General features: G+C 43.1%; 16 protein-coding genes. 5 read left to right on the top strand and 11 right to left on the bottom strand.

Features of this window, described 5'->3' with window-relative positions:
• Nucleotides 1-103 precede the first annotated feature (103 nt).
• Both pal and B4K26_RS09985 read left to right on the top strand, forming a co-directional pair.
• Nucleotides 104-622, top strand: coding sequence for a peptidoglycan-associated lipoprotein Pal (gene pal, locus B4K26_RS09990; RefSeq protein ID WP_296245275.1), 519 nt, complete (start codon nucleotides 104-106; stop codon nucleotides 620-622).
• A 143-nt stretch (nucleotides 623-765) separates the two neighbouring features.
• Nucleotides 766-1,527, top strand: coding sequence for a 4'-phosphopantetheinyl transferase family protein (locus B4K26_RS09985; RefSeq protein WP_296245274.1), 762 nt, complete (start codon nucleotides 766-768; stop codon nucleotides 1,525-1,527).
• Between the two features lie 114 nt (nucleotides 1,528-1,641).
• On the opposite strand, the gene B4K26_RS09980 is transcribed toward B4K26_RS09985, so the two are convergent.
• Nucleotides 1,642-2,517, bottom strand: coding sequence for a hypothetical protein (locus tag B4K26_RS09980; protein ID WP_296245272.1), 876 nt, complete (start codon nucleotides 2,515-2,517; stop codon nucleotides 1,642-1,644).
• A 615-nt stretch (nucleotides 2,518-3,132) separates the two neighbouring features.
• Between B4K26_RS09980 and B4K26_RS09975 the strand changes: the two genes are divergently transcribed.
• Entirely contained in the window at nucleotides 3,133-3,891 is a 759-nt protein-coding gene (locus B4K26_RS09975) for an IclR family transcriptional regulator (protein ID WP_296245271.1), read from the top strand.
• Nucleotides 3,892-4,055: 164 nt separating this feature from the next.
• On the opposite strand, the gene mmsB is transcribed toward B4K26_RS09975, so the two are convergent.
• The 8 genes from mmsB to B4K26_RS09935 form a co-directional block, all read right to left on the bottom strand.
• Nucleotides 4,056-5,000 (bottom strand): 3-hydroxyisobutyrate dehydrogenase, encoded by a 945-nt coding sequence (gene mmsB, locus B4K26_RS09970; RefSeq protein ID WP_296245270.1) that lies wholly within the window; start codon nucleotides 4,998-5,000, stop codon nucleotides 4,056-4,058.
• A gap of 104 nt (nucleotides 5,001-5,104) precedes the next feature.
• Complete coding sequence (locus B4K26_RS09965; RefSeq protein ID WP_296245268.1) at nucleotides 5,105-6,349, bottom strand: enoyl-CoA hydratase/isomerase family protein; 1,245 nt, start codon at nucleotides 6,347-6,349, stop codon at nucleotides 5,105-5,107.
• Nucleotides 6,350-6,421: 72 nt separating this feature from the next.
• Nucleotides 6,422-7,204 (bottom strand): enoyl-CoA hydratase, encoded by a 783-nt coding sequence (locus B4K26_RS09960; RefSeq protein ID WP_296245267.1) that lies wholly within the window; start codon nucleotides 7,202-7,204, stop codon nucleotides 6,422-6,424.
• Nucleotides 7,205-7,250: 46 nt separating this feature from the next.
• The gene (locus tag B4K26_RS09955) at nucleotides 7,251-8,411 is read right to left on the bottom strand and encodes an acyl-CoA dehydrogenase family protein (RefSeq protein ID WP_296245265.1); all 1,161 of its coding nucleotides are present in this window, start codon (nucleotides 8,409-8,411) and stop codon (nucleotides 7,251-7,253) included.
• A gap of 183 nt (nucleotides 8,412-8,594) precedes the next feature.
• Complete coding sequence (locus B4K26_RS09950) at nucleotides 8,595-10,079, bottom strand: CoA-acylating methylmalonate-semialdehyde dehydrogenase (RefSeq protein ID WP_296245264.1); 1,485 nt, start codon at nucleotides 10,077-10,079, stop codon at nucleotides 8,595-8,597.
• A 292-nt stretch (nucleotides 10,080-10,371) separates the two neighbouring features.
• Nucleotides 10,372-12,468 (bottom strand): propionate--CoA ligase, encoded by a 2,097-nt coding sequence (locus B4K26_RS09945; RefSeq protein WP_296245262.1) that lies wholly within the window; start codon nucleotides 12,466-12,468, stop codon nucleotides 10,372-10,374.
• Nucleotides 12,469-12,722: 254 nt separating this feature from the next.
• A complete protein-coding gene (locus B4K26_RS09940) occupies nucleotides 12,723-14,393 on the bottom strand; it encodes a fatty acid--CoA ligase (RefSeq protein WP_296245260.1) in 1,671 nt (556 codons plus the stop codon).
• Nucleotides 14,394-14,665: 272 nt separating this feature from the next.
• Nucleotides 14,666-15,811 (bottom strand): MFS transporter, encoded by a 1,146-nt coding sequence (locus B4K26_RS09935; protein WP_296245335.1) that lies wholly within the window; start codon nucleotides 15,809-15,811, stop codon nucleotides 14,666-14,668.
• Nucleotides 15,812-16,400: 589 nt separating this feature from the next.
• On the opposite strand from B4K26_RS09935, the gene B4K26_RS09930 reads away from it, so the two are divergent.
• Nucleotides 16,401-16,610 carry a hypothetical protein gene (locus B4K26_RS09930; protein ID WP_296245258.1) on the top strand — a complete coding sequence of 70 codons (210 nt, stop codon included), beginning with the start codon at nucleotides 16,401-16,403 and terminating at the stop codon, nucleotides 16,608-16,610.
• Between the two features lie 319 nt (nucleotides 16,611-16,929).
• Nucleotides 16,930-17,676 (top strand): hypothetical protein, encoded by a 747-nt coding sequence (locus tag B4K26_RS09925; RefSeq protein WP_296245256.1) that lies wholly within the window; start codon nucleotides 16,930-16,932, stop codon nucleotides 17,674-17,676.
• Nucleotides 17,677-17,784: 108 nt separating this feature from the next.
• Here B4K26_RS09925 and B4K26_RS09920 read toward each other — a convergent pair whose 3' ends face one another.
• The gene (locus B4K26_RS09920; RefSeq protein WP_296245255.1) at nucleotides 17,785-18,381 is read right to left on the bottom strand and encodes an Rrf2 family transcriptional regulator; all 597 of its coding nucleotides are present in this window, start codon (nucleotides 18,379-18,381) and stop codon (nucleotides 17,785-17,787) included.
• Nucleotides 18,382-18,505: 124 nt separating this feature from the next.
• On the bottom strand, nucleotides 18,506-19,759 hold the full coding sequence (locus tag B4K26_RS09915) for an NnrS family protein (RefSeq protein ID WP_296245254.1): 1,254 nt from the start codon (nucleotides 19,757-19,759) through the stop codon (nucleotides 18,506-18,508).
• Nucleotides 19,760-19,961 lie beyond the last annotated feature (202 nt).

The raw sequence follows: 19,961 nt of genomic DNA, 5'->3' as shown, positions 1-19,961 counted from the left end.
ATTAACATTTAGTATATGATAGATAGTAATTGCCTCAGTCTTACCGAAAGCAGTTTAAAAACAACAAATGTTATTAAAATTAATAAAATTTTTAGGAGCTCATATGTCAACCAGTTTTGCAAAAATCGCTGCTCTAGCGGTATTATCAAGCGCGGTAGTATTGGCGTCAGGTTGTGCTAACAAACGCGCAACTTCAGAAGTGGTTGTTGCCCCATTAGGTATTCCAGGTGGTCAAGTTGGTTATAACGGCGCGGTTATCGTGGACAATTCAAATGCTGTGATCACTGGTGCAGAAAACCTACAAGCCGTGGTTTACTTTGCTTTTGATAGTAGTGAAATCACCTCAGAAGCTGCCAGTGTATTAAACCAGCATGCTAGCCTACTAAGCTCAAATCCAAACGCTGGTGTCGTTATCGCAGGTCATACTGATGAGCGTGGTAGCCGCGAGTATAACATGGCATTAGGAGAGCGCCGTGCCCAAGCTGCTCGTGATTATCTTGCATCTCAAGGTGTCGCAGTAAACAACGTCCGTATCATCAGCTACGGCGAAGAGCGCCCCGCTGTCGCCGGTACAACTGAAGATGCTTATGCACAAAACCGCCGTGCTGAATTGTCTTACTAATAATATTTAAGAAGACTTTATTAGCAGTAGCATAAAGAAGCCCATCAATCTATTGTTGGGCTTCTTGTCTTCTATTAATACACTATAACTAAACTATGCCGTCCTTAAACTTACATAATATTCAATACACTCAACTTGACGATATGACATGGTGTGCGACGGCCCAAGTAACGGCGCCTGGCCATCTAAACTCTCCTACTCTATTAGGCCACTCACGATGGTTATCTGTTGTAGACTTACCAGATATTGGCTCTGAAAAATTTTGCCGTATGCAATGGCATTATCGCATTCCTACCTCTTCTCTTTCCGAACGCGAAATAGCTCGCTATCAGCGGCAACAGCAACGCGCTGGCGTGCGATTATTATTAAAATCCTTATTAAACAAGCTAGATATTATCGATAATTTGGATGATTCCAGTTTTCCCTATCGTCTTGTTAACAGCCAGTATTATGTGTGTTTTAGCCATACAGGCGCTCATAACAAAAGCACTCATAGCAAGATGATTGCTACTCAGCGTAAAAATGAAAAACTCTCTAATGATTTAAATGATAAAGTCGCAGTCGTCATCAGCGCTCACCGTCCAGCAGGCATCGACATAGAAGCCAATAACGTTGCATGGCAAGTGGCACAACGCTTTTACCATACTAATGAAATTGCTATCCTGCAAACACTGTCAACTATTGAGCGAAATAGTGCCGCTAAACTGCTGTGGCAGATAAAAGAGAGTGTTATAAAAATACATCAATATAAGCTTGCGCAAGGTCTGGGAATGGATTATTCCTATCTCATTACAGATTTAGTAAATCGCAACAACGAGAAGACATCATTAATTGTTATTAATGATACTACAAGCAATTATCATATCGCTCTCTTATTCTTCCAACAAACTGTTATTGTTTATTAGAAAATATTTCATTTAAAAAACAGCGATGATTTTTTTTAGACAAAAAAAACGACCCTTTTTAGGATCGTTTTTTTATGCTTGGCTGTCTAGTAACAGTTCTAAACTTTCATTAGCTTAGAAGCGGTAAGTTGCACCAAGTTTAACAATTGGCATCCACTCTAACCAGCTTTTATCTTCTAGATCTCTTTCTGCACGATCAGCAACGATGTTTGCAGCAGAGTTTGGATTATCGTCGGTACGGTTGATTTTTGCGTCAACTTTACCCATGTAAGCTGCACCAAGTTCGCCAAATACACCGAAGTTATTAGTGATATTAGGACGGAAACCAACAGTTAAGTAAGGTGCTAGCTTGTTACGATGCTCGATACTACCTTCTAAGTTACCGACGTATTCACCAGCAACATCCGGCGCATCTACAGGAGCTTGACCTGTATAGTATCTATCACCATCAATACTATAGTAGCCGTCACCTTCAGAATTCGCACGAACGTCGATATCGTTGTCAGGAACGATGATACCAGCACCTACTGTGAACCAGTTGGCTGCAGGACGTAACTGTACACCTAGGTACGGGTTGCTAAAATCTGTATCTACGTCATAGTTAATGTCATTTGCATCGAAGTCACCGCCGAATAAGTCAGCAACGTCGCCACCTGCCCAACCAGCTTGTAATTCAGTTTTTTCGTTAAGGCCCCAACCAATGTTAGCGCCATAACCTAAGGTACCTACTTCAGCGCTGATAGCCGCTGGATGAGTGACGGTTTGGAAGAAAGTCTTAGTGCCACCAGTAAGCGCACCAGCAGTATTACGTACCACCCCAGCATCTGCATTGTATGCATAAGCAGGCTCTGCTTGATAAGCAACAGCGACTGGCTCAGCTTCGTATACAACTGCATCATTGTCATCAACTACGATAACTGGTTCAGCTGCCAATGCCGCAGTAGATGCTAAAACAGCAGCAGAAATTGCCGTCAATTTAATAAGTTTCATAAATACTCTCCTAAAGTGTGAAATAACTCGCCCGTAAAAAAATGATAATTTAACTTTTTTATAAACAACCATTTTGTTGAGCAGATTAAAACAATTTTGGCTTAAAAAGTCACCCCCATGAATGCGCTTTTTATTTGCCGTTATGTAAAGATTGCATAGATATTGTAATATTTGCTACACCAACCTGCAAAACTTCGGTTTCCTGTTACACAATACTCTCAAAGCAACTGAATAGTCAGAACATGAATATTGAATTGCTTAACGCTCATGTAAAGGTATTACAAAACATGTCAAGTATAATGACTTACCCTGACGCTTAACTCAATTACAGTTATAGAGCTTATTACTACAGTTTGTTGTGATTTGTGAATTAACGTATCCTATATTGCCTAGAAACCGAGATGAGGGAGGAATTAGAGATATTATCTCAATTATAAATAGACAAATATATTGTTTGGGTATAATGATATATAAGCTTGTTTGAGCGCAATATTATGCTAAATTAGATCAAATAGTAGGTTTATTTGAAGTTTTTAAATTTATGAATTTTGCTGCATAATTTAAAAATTGTCTTACGTTGCGTTTTATCCTTATCATTCTTATTGAGCCATTTATATGCCAAAAGTATCGTCGATTACCCGTGTGTTAGAGATTATCGAAGCCGTATCTTATGCTTCAAAACCTCTCTCTCCACTTGAGCTGTCGCAAGAGCTTGATATTCCGAAACCTACCATTCATCGATTGATTCAAAACTTGGTCGATGAAGGGTTCGTTACCGTTGATATAGGCGGCGGTATTATTCCTGGTAAGCGGGTGCGTAATCTGAGCGTCGAGCTCTGGCAGCAGCGACTGTTCTTTAATGAGCGGCAAATGATTCTGCAAAATTTGGTCGATGAGATCAAAGAAACCTGCGGTATTGGTGTGCCTTATCAGATGAATATGATTTATACCAATCGGGCACAAACGACGCTGCCTATTCAGATTTATCTGCCCGTAGGCGCAAAGTCACCGATGTGGTGTACCGCGACAGGTAAGTTGTATTTGAGCCAACTATCCACTTCTAGCCGCGCTAAGATATTGCAAGGGTTACCATTAGACAAATTCACCAAAAACACTATTACCGATATTGATGAACTGAATGCTGAGCTGGATCATATCGCGGCTACTGGCGTTGGTATCGATAATGAAGAGTTTATCTCTGAGATGGTTGCAGTATCGGTACCTGTTCTGGATAAAAAGTCTCGTTATTTGGCATCGCTATATATTCATGCGCCAACTATTCGCGTCTCATTAGATGAGTTATTGACGCATGTACCTAGATTACAAAAGGCTGCGCAAGATATCCAGTCACTTGTCTATGACTTGCAAAGTTAGATTAAAAGGTATAGCGCTTTTTAATATCGCCTCTTTAGCTATATCCCCTTTAGCTAGATATTGATAAATAGGTTATTGAGCGCTGTAAAATATCAAAATTTAAAAAAGGTCTTTGCTACGATATACGATAATGGCGAAGACCTTTTTATTTTTACCGCCGTTGGTTAAGACAATAGCGAGCTGTCATGTCGCCCTATAATACTAGAGAAATCTCTATCGCCATTTTCTAGCGCATGGGCTTCATAAAGTTCCGCCGCTTTAGCACCCATTGGCGTTTCAACCTGCGTATCCTGAGCCGTTTGCATCGCAAGATTGAGATCTTTTTGCATAAGCTTACTCATAAATCCGCCTTTATAACCATTGCTAGATGGAACGTTTTCTAGCACTTGCGGATAAGGGTTATAAACTTCTAGCGTCCAGTTACGCCCTGAGCTTTGTAGCATAATGTCAGATAGCACTTTGGGGTCGAGACCGTTTTTGACACCTAAATTAATTGCTTCTGCCGTTCCAGCCATCAGAATACCTAAAAGCATATTATTACAGATTTTTGCCACCTGCCCTGCGCCATGATCGCCTGCGTGGAAGATGTTTTTGCCCATGACTTCAAGTATCGGCTCCGCTTTAGCAAACGCCTCTGAGTCGCCGCCGACAATAAAAGTTAAACTACCTGCGATAGCGCCGCCAGTACCACCAGAGACTGGGGCGTCGAGGAAGTCGATGCCAAGTTTGCTAGCTGCTTCTGCCACCAATCTTGCATCTGCCGCTGCGATGGTACTGCTATCAATAACCAATGTGCCTTTTGGTAGCGCCGCAAGCAAACCATTTGCGCCATTTTCTCCTAAATAAACAGAATGAACGTGCTTGCCTGCTGGCAACATACTGATAACGACTTGAGCATTGCTTGCCGCATCTTTGGGACTATTAGCAACGCGAGCACCTGACTGCTGTAAACGCTCATTTGCCTCTGCAGACAAATCATAAACCGATAGCCTATACCCTGCCTTTAATAAATTCTCCGCCATTGGCGCGCCCATATTTCCAAGGCCAATAAAAGCAATATGTGGTTTATTGTTCTCGTTATCCGTATTGTTAATCTCTTTTGTAGCCATCTCATCACTCCTTGATGATTGTTTATTAAGCATGCATGCTATAGCATTTGATTTGTGTGGTTTTATTCTTATCCAAGACTTATGCTGAAACCGTCAATCAACCTTTAACGCACAAGTTGATTGCCTAAAGCATCTTCACCTAGCCAATCGCCTAATGGATGCTCATCTTTAGCATAAGGATTGGTAAAGTGTTGATGAATATACGCTTGACCATCAGCGCTGAGACAGTCTGCTAATGAGCGCGACCATTGCGGATTACGGTCTTTATCAATCAGTAGCGCCCGAACGCCTTCTTTAAAGTCAGGATTGGCCGCGCAGTGTACTGCCACATTGGTCTCTAAATATAAGATTTGCTCTAACGATAAGTCGGCGACTTTATAATAAAGTGCATGGGTTAAAGCTGCGGTTACTGGACAGCCATGACGGTAAGTGGCAACAGCACGCTGCGTCCAACTGTCTGCTGCAAAATCAGCATCAAGCTGCGCAAGTGCTTCATCACTTTGTAGTATGGCATCGATATCTTCTAAGCTGCCGCTATTCATTAGTTGCTGAATAGGATGCCAATAGATCGCTAACTTACTATCAGGTAAATCGGCGACTGGTTGCGCTGCCAATGCTCGACTGACGATACTATGAGCGCTGTCATTATGATATTTCTCTGTATTATTATTAGCTGCCACTTGCCAATTACTCTGTTTTAAACGTTGAATAATAGCGTCATAATCGCTACTGGCAGCCGCATATTCAGCAAGATTGGCCAATAAAGCATCATTGCCATTACACATGGCACCCGTTAACCCTAAGAACAATCCCATTTTGGCAGGCATTCGCTGTAAAAACCAACTGCCAGAAGCATCAGGGAATAAACCAATGGTAATCTCAGGCATGGCAAAGCGAGTGCGCTCAGTGACCAATCGGTGACTACAGCCTGCCATCAATCCCATTCCGCCACCCATGATAATACCGTCGCCCCAAAGTATGAGAGGTTTAGGGTAAAAATGCATTTGCCGATAAAGACGATATTCATGACCAAAAAATTCTGTCGCATATGGATTTGGTATCGGTGCAGTCGTTGACATACTGTCATACAACTTACGGATATCACCCCCCGCACAAAACGCCTTGTCGCCCGCGCCCTTTAACACCAATGCCACTATCTGATCATCATTTTGCCATTGCTCTAGCTGCTGTGATAATAATTGACACATCTCAACGCTAAGCGCATTAAGAGATTTAGGAGTGTTTAACGTCATAACTCCGATTAAATGACCGCAGTCTGTCGGCTCAGTTTCAAACAATACTGGCGCTTCTTGAGCGTTTTCTTCTATCTCTGTCATATTTACCGTCATAAAAAGAAACCTACAAAATCAAAAGGAAAAAGTATCAGAACTAAAGCTCATTTTATAAAACCAAAGCTCGTTTTATTTATTTTGCCAAGTGGGTTGACGCTTTTCTAAGAACGCTTGAACGCCTTCGCGCTGATCTTTGGTGTCAAACAATTTAACAAAAGCTTCACGCTCATGAATAAGGTTTTGCGCAGGTGGGGTGTTTCTCGCGGCTTGGATAAGTTGTTTAGAGTAACTGACGGCAACTGGCGATTGCTTAGCGACTTTTTGTGCTAGTGCTTGTGCTGCTAGTAAACCGCCACCTTTTGCCGTGATTTCTTCGACCAAGCCAATACGCAAGGCTGTATCCGCATCGACGCGCTCACCGCACAATATTATTCGCTTGGCCCAGCCTTCACCAACTAAAGCTGTTAAATTTTGCGTTCCACCAGCGCATGGTAATAAGCCGACGCCCGTCTCAGGCAGTGCCATTTGCGCATGCGCTTCTGCAATGCGAATATCGCAAGCCAGCGCGCACTCAAGACCACCGCCCATCGCATAGCCATTGATGACTGCAATACTGACACCGCGATACGCTGACAATGCTTCAAATGCTTCGCCAAACGCAATTGCCATACTAATGGCGCGACCTTTATCTCCATCGGCAAAATTATTTAAATCTGCCCCTGCTGAAAAGAACTTTTCGCCATCACCATGAATAATTAACGCGTAAACATCATCATTGGCATTTAGGTCAGTGACTAGCTGCTTTAAAGCGGGCAAACTCTCCATCGTCCAGGTATGAGCTGGTGGGTTATTCAAAGTCACAGTAGCGACATGACCGTCAATCGATAGGTCTAAATTGATATAATCCGTCATAAATAATCCTTTATTCTTATCAAATTACGACAATTTTCTAGCAAATTTAACGCAGTTTACTTAGTGCATCGTCCTGCATCAGCTGACGTGAGACAATCACCCGCATGATTTCATTGGTGCCTTCTAAAATCTGATGCACCCGTAAATCACGGACATGGCGCTCAAGCGGATACTCATTGAGATAGCCGTAACCACCGTGCAGTTGTAAAGCCTCATTTGCTACGTCAAAACAAAGGTCAGTAGAGAGGCGCTTTGCCATTGCGCAATAGGTAGAGGCTTGCGAGTCACTGTTATCGACTTTATTTGCTGCTAGATATAGCATTTGCCGTGCGGTAATCGTTTGAGTCAGCATATCAGCAAGTTTAAACTGTACCGACTGTAAGCTAGCAATTGGACTTCCGAACTGACTACGCTCTTGTACGTAATTGGTGGCGGTTTCTAGCGCTGACTGGGCCGTACCAACTGCACAAATCCCGATATTGATACGGCCACCATCTAAACCCTTCATCGCAATACGAAAACCTTGGCCTTCCTCGCCGATGAGATTTCCTACTGGAACTTTGACATCTTTAAAACTAATCGTTCGCGTTGGCTGCGCTTTCCAGCCCATTTTATGCTCGTTTTTACCATATTCGATACCCGCACTGTCGGCATCAACAACGAATGCTGAGATACCTTTAGGACCTGCAGCGCCCGTCCGAGCCATAACCACTAATACATCGGTTGAGCCTGCCCCTGAGATAAAGGTCTTCTCACCATTAAGCACATAGTACTCGCCTTGCTTATCAGCTTTAGTACGCAGTGAGGCCGCATCAGAGCCAGCATTGGGTTCGGTCAAGCAATAGCTGCCGAGCCATTCACCACTGACCATATTGGGCAGATATTTTTTACAAAGTGCGTCGCTGCCATGTTCGCCAATCATCCAGCCTGCCATGTTATGAATGCTCATATAGGCAGCAACGGCGGTATCACCCCAGGCCAGCTCTTCAAACACCATCGCCGAGTCTAATCGCGGTAGTCCTAAGCCCTCATATTTTGGGTTGGTATACAGCCCCAAAAAACCAAGCTCACCAGTTTTTTTAATGACATCAACGGGAAAGTGTGAGGTTCGATCCCACTCGGCGGCGTTTGGTTTTAGCTCTTTTTGCGCAAACTGTCTGGCTGTTTGGCGAAAGGCAATCTGGTCATCGGTTAATGAAAAATCCATAAGGTCATCCTTGTGCACACGTAGCATATATGGTGAATGAAGACTGATAAATATTGGCTTAATGCGGTTATCTTAATCGTTTTTAAGCACTCTAGCGATATAGCAGTCATAGAATCGTGTTAACCATACTACAAATCTATTAAGCGGCAATATCGCTATAGCATAAATATCAATAATTCACCATTATATCGAAATAGTCGTATTAACACTGCGACTGGCTTCATCGTCAAACCAGCGCGCCGTAACGGTCTTAGTTTGGGTATAAAACTGAACAGCCTGTTTTCCATAAGGACCAAGGTCGCCAAGCTTACTGGCGCGTGAGCCTGAGAATGAGAACATTGGTAGTGGCACAGGAATTGGCAAGTTAATACCGATTTGACCGACTTGGATATCTTGCTGGAACTTATGCGCAGCAGCGCCTGACTGGGTAAAGATGGCCGTACCATTACCATGAGGATTGGCATTAAGCAGCTCAATCGCTTCATCCAAACTGTCTGCGCGCATGATACATAAGACAGGACCAAAGATTTCTTCTTTATAAATTTGCATGTCGCTTGTGACATTATCAAAGATAGTCGGTCCTACGAAGTTACCCTGTTCATAGCCGTTAACCGTAATTCCGCGACCATCAAGAAGCAAACTTGCGCCCTCTTCGACTCCTGTACCAATCAAATGCTCAACGCGTGCTTTTGCAGCAGGGGAGATGAGTGGCCCCAAATCTTTATCGTGTTTACCTGCCGAGACCACTAAGCCTTCTGCTTTGGCTTTAATATCATCAATCCACTCCCCTGCAGCACCGACCAGTACCACAACAGACAACGCCATACAGCGCTGACCTGCTGCACCAAATGCAGCACCTGCTAGCTGATTAAGCGTTTGCTCTTTATTGGCATCAGGTAGGATAACGCCATGGTTTTTAGCGCCCATCATACACTGAGCACGCTTTCCTGATTGACTGGCGCGCTCGTAGACATGCTTACCAACAGCGGTCGAACCAACAAATGATACCGCTTTGATATCTGGGTGATCACAAATAGCATCAACCGTAGCTTTGCCGCCGTGCACGACGTTGAGCACGCCTTCTGGAACACCCGCTTCCACAGCAAGTTCCACTAAACGCATGGTAACCATAGGGTCTTGCTCGGAGGGTTTTAGAATAAAAGTATTACCCGTAGCAATCGCCATTGGGAACATCCACAGTGGAATCATCGCTGGGAAGTTAAATGGGGTAATACCTGCACAGACACCAAGTGGCTGCCAAATACTATAAGTGTCGACACCTGTCGCAACGTTTTCAACAAAGTCGCCAATTTGTAAATTGGCAATGCCAGCAGCGTGCTCGACCACTTCTAATCCACGAAACACATCACCGCGCGCATCAGCAATGGTTTTGCCCTGCTCTGCTGTTAGGATTTCTGCCAGCTCATCCATATGCTCACGAATCAGTTCTTGATACTTCAAAAAGATACGGGCGCGTGTGGTAATGGGCGTTTTGCGCCAAGTTTGAAAAGCGGCCTGAGCGGCTGCGACAGCCTGATTGATTTCATCGTCAGTGGTTTGAGGGACTTTCGCAATGACTTCTTGCGTAGCAGGATCAGTAATATCGATCCATTCACTGGTATTAGAGTCAACAAATTGACCATTGATGAGCTGCTGAACGTGGTGCATAAGATATCCTTATCTTGTTTGCTGGGTCACCATTTAATGGTGTCCTAAAATTCATAAAAGGAATAAAAAACTATAAGTTTTTATGGGTTAAATGTAATTTTAAAATGATTTGTTTTGTATCATTATTGACTATAGCAATAAATCAATTTTAGGGTCAAGCGCTTTGTGATTGTTTTAACAAAGTTAGCGCGACTGCATTAGTCATTTATTGATTTACTCAAGCGATTAAGGCCAATAAAAAAGCCCATGAGATTTCATGAGCTTTTAAAATCAACACCACTATAAAATTTGCTTAATAATCTTTCATAGATTGCTTGACGGCATCGATTGCGGTTGGATTGTCCAAGGTCGACATATCGCCGGTCGGTTTATTTTCTGCTAAAGCGCGAATGGCACGGCGCAGGATTTTACCAGAGCGGGTCTTTGGCAAGGCTTGCGGGAAATAAATCGCTGCTGGACGAGCGATACCGCCCAAGGATTTTACCACCGCACCAATAACTTGTTGCTCAAGGCGAAAACGATTTTCAGTCGTTGCCACTTGCTCATGATCTTTTAACACACAAAACGCAATCGGCAGCTCGCCTTTTAGCTCATCTTGAATACCGACTACCGCACACTCTGCCACTTCCGGATGCACGCTGATTGCCTCTTCTATTTCTTGCGTGCCAAGTCTATGACCCGCAACGTTGATGACATCATCGGTACGACCAAGAATATGAAAATAGCCATCTTCATCAACGACGGCATAATCGGATGTCGAGTACTGCTTGCCATTAGAAAGGCCAAAGTAACTACTTAAAAAACGCTCGTCATTTCGCCATACGGTGGTCAGACAGCCAGGCGGTAACGGCGAATTGATGGCAAGTAGACCTTTTTCACCCGCTTTACAAGGTTCGCCTGTTTCTTCATTTATCACGTGCGCGTCATAGCCGTACATTGGATAACCAGGTGAGCCTTGTTTATGGGGTTTGTGGTTAAATTTCGGCGTATTACTTAAAATTGGCCAGCCAGTTTCTGTTTGCCAATAATGATCTAAAATCGGTACGCCCAAATGCTTGGCCAACCAATCGGCTGTTGATTCATCAAGTGGCTCGCCTGCCAAAAAGAACGACTTTAGGCTAGAGACATCGTAACGCGTCATCCATGTCTCGTCTTGTTTTTTAAGCATTCGCACACCCGTTGGTGCGGTAAATAAAATGTTAACTTTATTGGCTTCCACAATCCGCCACCAGATTCCTGGGTTTGGTCGATGCGGCAAGCCCTCATACATAACACTGGTCATGCCTGCCAGCAATGGTGCATAAATGGTGTAAGAGTGCCCAACTGCCCAGCCAATATCAGATATGGCCCAAAACGTCTCACCCGCTTGGCCGTCGTAGATATAGTCCATCGAAGTCGTTAACGCCACGGCATGACCGCCCGTATCACGCTGAACGCCTTTTGGTGTACCGGTCGTGCCTGAGGTATAAAGCAAATAAGATGGGGCATTGGACTCTAGCCAAACTGGCTCGACAATGGCATTGGCCTCGCAACTGATTCGGCGCTGGGTCGCATAATCCACATCGATATCTTGCGGCTGAAATGGCAACACACCGCGATTGACCACTAGCACATGCTCGGGCTTAACCGTTGCCTGCTCAACGCCTTGATTAACGAGGCTTTTATAATTCACCACCTTGCCACCGCGAAGCCCAGCATCGACCGTGATGACCATTTTTGCCTCAGCATCATCCATACGAATGGCCAAGTTGTGCGCCGCAAAGCCACCAAATACCACCGAATGCACAGCGCCGATACGTGCGCAAGCAAGCATGGCATAGGCCGCTTCCAAAATCATCGGCATATAAATGATAACGCGATCGCCCTTACCAACGCCGTGACGCTGTAATACGTCAGCAAAATAATTGACTTCTTTATACAGGTCATTATAAGTCAGACGGCGTTTGGTATAGTCTGTATAAAACTCAACGCTATTGCCCAAGTCTTTAAAGGCATCAGCCACCGTGGGATAGGTTTCGATTAATTCTTGATTAATTTCTGAGGATAGCCAAATAAAGGCATCTTGCTCGGCACGTTCTTCAAGATGTCGATCGACGCAGTTATAACACAGATTGGTTTCTCCGCCGACAAACCATTTGGCAAACGGCAAATTGCTGTCATCAAGAATTTGCTCAGGCTCTTTATGCCAATAAATACGCTTGGCTTGCTGTGCCCAAAACTGTTCGCGATTATTTATTGAGGACTGATAAATATCGGCAAAGGTTTGACTGCTATCAGATGAAGACTGGGAGTTTTGGCTGAAAAATGGGTTGTGATTTTGATTATTATTTTTATTCACAGCTTGATTGCTGCTTTGATTATTGGTTTGAAAGTTAGCTTGCTCGTTCATAATGGCTGTCCTTAGCGTAAACGATGGGTAATGCTGTAAGTTTTTATAAGAAGCGATTGTATAAGATACGATTTTATAATATACGCTCTTATTGAATATTATCACAATATAAAACTGGCTTTCCCTGCCAGAATCAAAAAACCGATACGTTATGTATCGGTTTAAAATGTAGCAGAGCGGACGATAAAGGTCAACTATTAAGCGTATTAGCACCTCGATATTTTGCCTAGCATATTTATTCAGTGCCTTATCAATTATGCGTTAGTCTGACCATCATACATCTCACGCATGACTTTTTTATCGTGTTTACCGACAGAGGTTTTTGGCAATTCATCGACAAACTTAAACTGACTTGGCACGCCGTATTTAGGAATAATTCCCCGCTCTACCGCTTTTTCAGCAATGGCTTTGATGTCATCAGCGCTAGTGTCTTGGCAATCAGGTTTGAGTACAATCAGTGCTAAGGGACGCTCGCCCCATTGCTTATCACGAATGCCTATCACGGACACGTCAGCGACCGCAGGATGCAAGGATAAAATGGTCTCAATCTCTAACGACGATATCCACTCGCCGCCTGATTTGATGACGTCTTTTAGGCGATCGGTAATCTTAATATAACCATCGGGACGCATATAGGCGATATCTTGGGTATGCATATAGCCATTTTCCCACAGCTCTTTACCGGCATCGTCATTTTTCAGATAGCTCTGCGTCAACCATGGCGCACGCAATACCAACTCGCCCGTATTATCCTTGCCCGTTCCCACAGGCTCATTATTGGTATTCCATATTTGCGCATCGACCATCAGCACAGGCTTGCCGGTCATACAGCGGCGAGCAATATCCTCTTCTTCAGACATCTCAGGCTCATCGAGACTAAATTCTGTCAAGCTAATCAGTGGCGCTGTCTCTGACATACCATAGCCAGTATAAACTTCAATATCTTGCGCCAGTGCCGCTTTTGCCAAGCCTTCGGTCAGTTTGGAGCCCCCGATAATCATTTTTAAACCATTAAAGCTGGCATCGCGCTCTTGCGCTTCTTTAAGCACCATTTGTAAAATCGTTGGAACGCAGTGGGTAATACTGACTTTTTCATTAATAATTAAATCCATTAACACATCAGGTGCGTAACGTCCGGGATACACTTGCTTTAGGCCAACCATGGTTGCGGTAAACGGAAATCCCCATGCATGAACGTGGAACATCGGCGTCATTGGCATATAAACATCGCCATAGCTAACACCTTGCTTATTTGGCAACATGCCCAAGGTCGCCGCTTCCGTTAGGCTGTGTAAGACCAGTTGACGATGGCTAAAGAACACACCCTTTGGATCACCTGTTGTTCCTGAGGTGTAAAAGGTCGTGGCAATGGTGTTTTCATCAAAATCGGGGAAATCAAAATCGCTATCTGCAGCCGCTAATAATGCTTCGTACTCACCGATGACACGGTTTTGATTTCCGCCAAAGACGCCTTCATACGACGCTCCATTATCATCAAGCCAAATAATATGCTCAATACTTGAGTTTTCAAACTGATAATCTTTTACTAAAGGCGCAAACTCAGAGTTAAGCAGTAATACTTTTGGCTTAGCGTGATTGATGGTATAAAGGATTTTTTCCGGTGACAGACGGATATTGACGGTTTGCAAAATGTACTCTGACATCGGTACTGCAAAGTAAGATTCCAAGTAGCGATGACTGTCCCAGTCCATGACCGCAATCACATCACCAGCAGCAAGATTTAAATCGGCTAAGACGTTGGCTAAGCGATTGATACGCCCAAACAATTCTTTATAAGTGAAGCGTTTTTTATCGGCATAAACGATTTCTTGCTCTAACGATACTGTCTTGGCACGGTTTAATAATTGCTTAACGATTAATGGAAAATCGTAAGCGGACGGTGCACTATGGTAAATGTTTGACATAAATTCGACTTCCTTGTTTGTCATATTTCTAAGTGACATGAATGGTTTTCTATTGACTGCTATTCATATAGTAAATCATAAATAAAAAGAGTATAGGTTTTAGGGTGTGCTACTGGTATAAATTTTCCTTGTTTGCTCTATGTTTATTAACAACCTATTGATAGTAGGAAAAAATCCTCATTGTGTAAAGATGGCACACGTAAGCTTCGCAAGACTCAGTATTCGAGAATAGTTGTTTTACTACTTGCTGCCTTGTGTTACAGCCTACCTATTTAGGTAGAAATCGGTTTGGTTTTAATCATGCCAATGCTAGCCACTAATAATGCCAGCACTTGCACAAACAACAGTAACCAAACGGTCAGCGACCACTGACCACGCGCATAAGCGATGCCGCATATCCACGCGCCCATCGTCCCGCCAGTGTAATAGCCCATGTAATATAAGCCAGACGCCAATGAGCGGCCTTTATTAACATGGACCGCGATATAGCTGATGGTCGCAGCTTGGGTGATAAATACGCCAGTTGACATAACGGCAAGCCCGAGTACCACGCCCCAAAGTGGCGTGACGAGCGTCAAGAGCACACCAAGCATCGATATCATAATTGCTACCCGAACCGTTCGCGCTGAACCAAAGCGGCGCAGCAACGTCGTCGATAATGGCGTGATGACAACGCCAATCAGATACACGGCAAAGATATTGGCAAGCGCTCCTGTGCTTAATTCATAAGGTGTATCGGCCAAATGCAAATTGATAAAGGTAAAACAGCCGACCAACGAAAACAACACGCAAGCACCGAGCAAGCAGGAGGTGACAACATAGCGGTTGACCAAATGCTCACCAAGGGTCTGTATCGCTGAGCGAAAATTGGGATTGGCGACAAAGTGCCGTGACGCTGGCAGCATTTTACCCACCCATAGCGCCCCTAAAAGTGTCATCGCTGCCATCACGTAATAACCGGCGCGCCAGCCAATAAGCTCATGCAAATGTCCAAGTAAAAAACGTCCCATAAAGCCGCCAAGTACCGAGCCCGATACATAAAACGACATCAGCTCAGTGACCGCGCGACCTTCAAACTCTTCACCAATATAAGCAATCGTTACCACCGTAATTCCGGGAACAGACAAACCCTGCATAAATCGCCACATGCCCATCCAGCCAATATTGGGACTTTGGGCGATTAAAGCCGTGGGAATCGCTAAAAACAATAACGCACCGACGATAAAGGATTTTCGGCCTACTGCATCTGAAAGCATTCCCAAAAACGGTGACATGATGGCAATCGCTAATATGGTAGCACCCACGATCATGCCAGCTTGCACCTCAGTTGCCGACAAATCCATCATCAATACGGGCAAAATAGCTTGAATAGAATAGACCTGCAAAAAAGCAAACATCCCAATCAAGCCGATTGTCAGCTTTAAAACCCATGAAGGTGCATCAAATGATAGTGGCTGCTTGGGCGTTTGAATACGGCGGCTGATGCCGCTGCTGTCCTTGGCATTGGCATTGCCATTGATATCGTTATCTATACTGTTATTTATATTATTATTCAAAATAGTACTGACTATATTAGACGCTTTTTAGCTTGTGCTAGCTCGGACTAAATGGCGCATGGGTGATAGAAAAGGGGCGATCGCATCTTAAGTTATCATCGCAATAAAATTTAGGAATGATGATAAAACGATACGTGATTAATAATTTTATCACATCAACTACCAGACTCAGGTTTCGGTGTGTTATTCATGCATGATTTTATAAAAGCCGTTTCATTACAGCAGTTGTCTATAAAGCGCTTATTGTTGAAGCGCTTATGCTTAAACTTCTTAATTGCTATTAACCTTAACACTGTATAGGTGATTCATATTTTGACAGCGAGTAGGTTACTGTCCACTATTGTTTTATCTTTTGCTCTATGTGCCTTCTCGCCCCTTCTTTAGCAGTAGGATATCAGCAATAGAATATTTGACCCGATATAAGAGACCCACATATAACAGACTATCTATCATGCCAAGTATTTCTTTTCATTTAAGACCAATTATCACAACAGCAATACTGATTTTTTCTATGAGTGTCGCAGCGGTCGCATCAGAACAAGAACATTCAATTGAAAAACTAGCAATTAAAAAATTAGTCATAAATGAACCAAAGATGACAGCTTTTACGTCAAACTGTGTTCCCGACAGCACTATTACCGCAGCTATCATTTTTGTTTAAGTTATCGCTTTAATGAGATATTGTTGAGTAAACCGGGTATTGCTTGGATGTACCGCTACCTTAATGATGATAGACGCTTTGATAAATTTTTATGCAACAATGAGAACTATGTCAATAGCCCTCGTATATTGGCTTATGACTATAAAAACTGCGTATAAAGGACTTTCTAACTTATCTTTTTTAAACTTACACATTTATAGCGCTTATTTCTATTCCCTTACAGACTTTGCAAGCTTAAAAAACCATAATTAAAAGCATGCATTATTTATTGCCATCTCCAACAATAAAAAACGAAAAAATAACAATTAAGGAAAATATAATGACCGATAAGATACATGATTTGGGTGCAGGGTTTTGGAATATTCGCGGCGCGTTTCGCTTAGGCGGTGTTCTCAACATAGGCACCCAATGCTCACTTATAAAATTAGCTTCAGGGCGTTTTATTTTTTTGGACAGCTACAAGCTAACGGGTGACGTACGTGATACGGTTATGGCATTAACCAATAATGGGCAAGATGTCGAAGCCGTTCTCAATGTCCATCCCTTTCATACCGTACACTGTAAGCAAATGGCAAAAGACTTCCCACAAGCGACTTTTTATGGCAGTCGCCGTCATCATAAAAAAATTCCTGACGTTCAATGGGCAGACGATTTGGTCGAAAGCGAGGCGGTCGCTGAGCGTTACCCTGAGCTAAAATTTTCTATGTCGGAGGGCATTTACTATATCTCGCCCAATGAAATGATTCATGCAGGATCACTATTAGCATTTCATCCTGCTAGTAAAAGCTTGCACGTCGATGACACTTTTATGAGCCCGCCAACCAAATTACTAGAAGTGCTACTGCCTGAACTGTTACTGCACCCGACGACCAAAAAAGCGCTAAAAGATGAATCTGATGCTGGCAAACAGTATTGCGATTGGGCAACCAACCTAGCCCACGAGTGGCGCGACGTTCGTAACTTTTGCGCTGCACATTCTTATTTGGTTAAGTTTAAAGACGGCGAGTTTGAAAAAGCCATATTAAAAGCCATTGACAAGGCTCGTCCCAAGCTTGAAAACGCTTAAACGATTTGAAAATCAACAATAAAAAAAGCTGCCTCGCTATGATTAGCAAAGCAGCTTTTCTATGTTAAATTGACGATATAAGCTTCACTTTAAGTGATAATTTTTATTTTATTCAATAACACTAATTAGGCTATTTCTATAAAACAATAACTCCGCTAATTCTGACTCATTACTGATAATATCGGCTAACGTATAACCCTCAAGGACGTTGATAAAAGCGGTCAGCGCTTCAAAGAATACCTGCTCTAACTGACAAACAGGGCTAATGATACAGCCTGACTTAACCCTCATACTTGCCTCTTCATCGATAAGCGTTAAGGACAAGTCTTTGGAAACTGCTTTATCGTCATTATTATTAACAGGACTATCAGCATTAACACCGCTATCACCGTCAGGTTTGGGAGTAACCAATAAATCGGTCGAAAAGCATTCTACCAAATTAAAATCTGGCTCAATTTTTTTAATTAACACACCCAAATTGATGTCTTTTGGTGCACATGCTAAGCGAATACCGCCATTTTTACCGCGAACGCTATCGATATAACCGAGTTGCCCAAGCTGGTGAATGATTTTGGTTAAGTGACTTTTAGAGATGTGATAACTATCGGCAATATCACTAATATTCGCCAATCGATGCGGCTCAGGCTTAATCGCCAAATATATTAATGAGCGCAGCGCGTAATCACTATAGTTGGTCAGTCGCATTTTTTGCGCTCCCCGGTTTGATGTGAATATTAACTTTGCATTTTAAATAACTTTATAATTTAAGCTTCTTTTTAAGCAAATTGGATTTCTGCATCGTTTTAATTTTAGCTGTTTCCAATCCTTATTAACCAAATAAACCATCTGGTCGTGGGCGGGCTAGTATCGGTAAATAACTGATGCAGAATAGCGCAAAACAAGCGATCCAAGCGCTTTGACCCACCATAATCCATAACAAATAATGGCTCATATCGACCAAAGGTAAAAATACTCGGCTGACGAACGCCAGTACCATAAGCACGAATATCGCATTGACGATTTTAGGCGGTTGATGGATACTGCGCCCCGTATGACCGAGCGATACACGAGCCATCATTGCCACTGTCATCATGCCCACACCAGAGATTGATAACCCATGGACAGCAATACTATGATTGTAGCCAATCCAAGGCTGCAGTGCGTATAACACAAAACTTACGCACATCCCTAAAAATGCGAGAAATAACGACCATAGCAGTGGTTTTTGCCAAATACCGCGATGATACCAACCCACCAAACGGACGATATTGACCACTGCTACCCCAAGCGCACTGATGGTCAGTAAGTATTTATTGGGATAAAACAAATCGACGATAAAAAAGGCAAAGAAGAAGAGCAAACTTGCGATATCCTGCGCTTTATTATTACGCACCGTCACCTTTTGTGTCTCGCCTTTAGCATTTGGAACACTCAAACCACGCTCAATAAAGAACGGCACCACGCGGCGACCAATGGTCAATACCAGACCGATAATCAAATAAAAGCCTAAATAGACGCCTGTTTTCGTTAGATTCATATTGGCGCTGATAATACCCCAATAGCACAAGGCATTACCAAGTGTCAGGAGCGCAAGCTTGGCCAAAATTCCCATCTGCTTATATTGCTTAACTTGCAATACGGCGCGGAAAATGACAAACGCCATTGAGCCGACAAATAATAAGTCAAATATCGCAGCGGCATAAAGTAACGCTACGCTACTGCCAGCAACCGTGATACCGAGGCCAAAAGCCACCCAGCCCAAACGCGCCAGCAACCAACACATAAAAATACCGAGCAGCTTATAGCCATACGGCATCATAACGCCTGTCCAAGTCTTGACCGCAGTCAATAAAAAGCCTGCCACAATCGCCAATGCATAACCATAAATCATTTCATGACCATGCCAATACAGCGGATTCAATGTTTGCGCATCGATATCCGTATGTCCAGTAAAGACAAACGCCCATAATGCCATGGTAATCATGGCAAATAGCGCCCCTGCACTAAAAAATATTCGGAAGCTCAAATTGAGAATGGGATGCGGCGAACTTGGTGGTTTGCTAGGTAGATTAATTGATTGCATAGCAGACTTCTTATAGTCAAAGTTAGAAGATATGGCTTAAGATATATTTTAAATGAATGTTATGAATAATACAACTGAAACTATATGACTGCTGTGATTGATTAAAGGAGTGATTATATACCGCTTTAGTTTATATAATACTTACGAACAGAGCTTTATTGGCTTATATTAAATGACTTGTATTAGACCTCTTGCAAAAGTA

Source organism: Psychrobacter sp. UBA6766 (genome assembly GCF_002453355.1).
Taxonomy (GTDB): Bacteria; Pseudomonadota; Gammaproteobacteria; order Pseudomonadales; family Moraxellaceae; genus Psychrobacter.
The sequence above is the reverse complement of the archived record's forward strand: the minus strand, read 5'-3'. Positions and strand labels throughout refer to the sequence as shown.

What these genes read in the sequence shown, in the direction of transcription:
- pal (WP_296245275.1), top strand. Translation starts at nt 104, where the DNA reads ATGTCAACCAGTTTTGCAAAAATCGCTGCTCTAGCGGTATTATCAAGC.
- B4K26_RS09985 (WP_296245274.1), top strand. Translation starts at nt 766, where the DNA reads ATGACATGGTGTGCGACGGCCCAAGTAACGGCGCCTGGCCATCTAAAC.
- B4K26_RS09980 (WP_296245272.1), bottom strand. Translation starts at nt 2,517, where the DNA reads ATGAAACTTATTAAATTGACGGCAATTTCTGCTGCTGTTTTAGCATCT.
- B4K26_RS09975 (WP_296245271.1), top strand. Translation starts at nt 3,133, where the DNA reads ATGCCAAAAGTATCGTCGATTACCCGTGTGTTAGAGATTATCGAAGCC.
- mmsB (WP_296245270.1), bottom strand. Translation starts at nt 5,000, where the DNA reads ATGGCTACAAAAGAGATTAACAATACGGATAACGAGAACAATAAACCA.
- B4K26_RS09965 (WP_296245268.1), bottom strand. Translation starts at nt 6,349, where the DNA reads ATGACGGTAAATATGACAGAGATAGAAGAAAACGCTCAAGAAGCGCCA.
- B4K26_RS09960 (WP_296245267.1), bottom strand. Translation starts at nt 7,204, where the DNA reads ATGACGGATTATATCAATTTAGACCTATCGATTGACGGTCATGTCGCT.
- B4K26_RS09955 (WP_296245265.1), bottom strand. Translation starts at nt 8,411, where the DNA reads ATGGATTTTTCATTAACCGATGACCAGATTGCCTTTCGCCAAACAGCC.
- B4K26_RS09950 (WP_296245264.1), bottom strand. Translation starts at nt 10,079, where the DNA reads ATGCACCACGTTCAGCAGCTCATCAATGGTCAATTTGTTGACTCTAAT.
- B4K26_RS09945 (WP_296245262.1), bottom strand. Translation starts at nt 12,468, where the DNA reads ATGAACGAGCAAGCTAACTTTCAAACCAATAATCAAAGCAGCAATCAA.
- B4K26_RS09940 (WP_296245260.1), bottom strand. Translation starts at nt 14,393, where the DNA reads ATGTCAAACATTTACCATAGTGCACCGTCCGCTTACGATTTTCCATTA.
- B4K26_RS09930 (WP_296245258.1), top strand. Translation starts at nt 16,401, where the DNA reads ATGCCAAGTATTTCTTTTCATTTAAGACCAATTATCACAACAGCAATA.
- B4K26_RS09925 (WP_296245256.1), top strand. Translation starts at nt 16,930, where the DNA reads ATGACCGATAAGATACATGATTTGGGTGCAGGGTTTTGGAATATTCGC.
- B4K26_RS09920 (WP_296245255.1), bottom strand. Translation starts at nt 18,381, where the DNA reads ATGCGACTGACCAACTATAGTGATTACGCGCTGCGCTCATTAATATAT.
- B4K26_RS09915 (WP_296245254.1), bottom strand. Translation starts at nt 19,759, where the DNA reads ATGCAATCAATTAATCTACCTAGCAAACCACCAAGTTCGCCGCATCCC.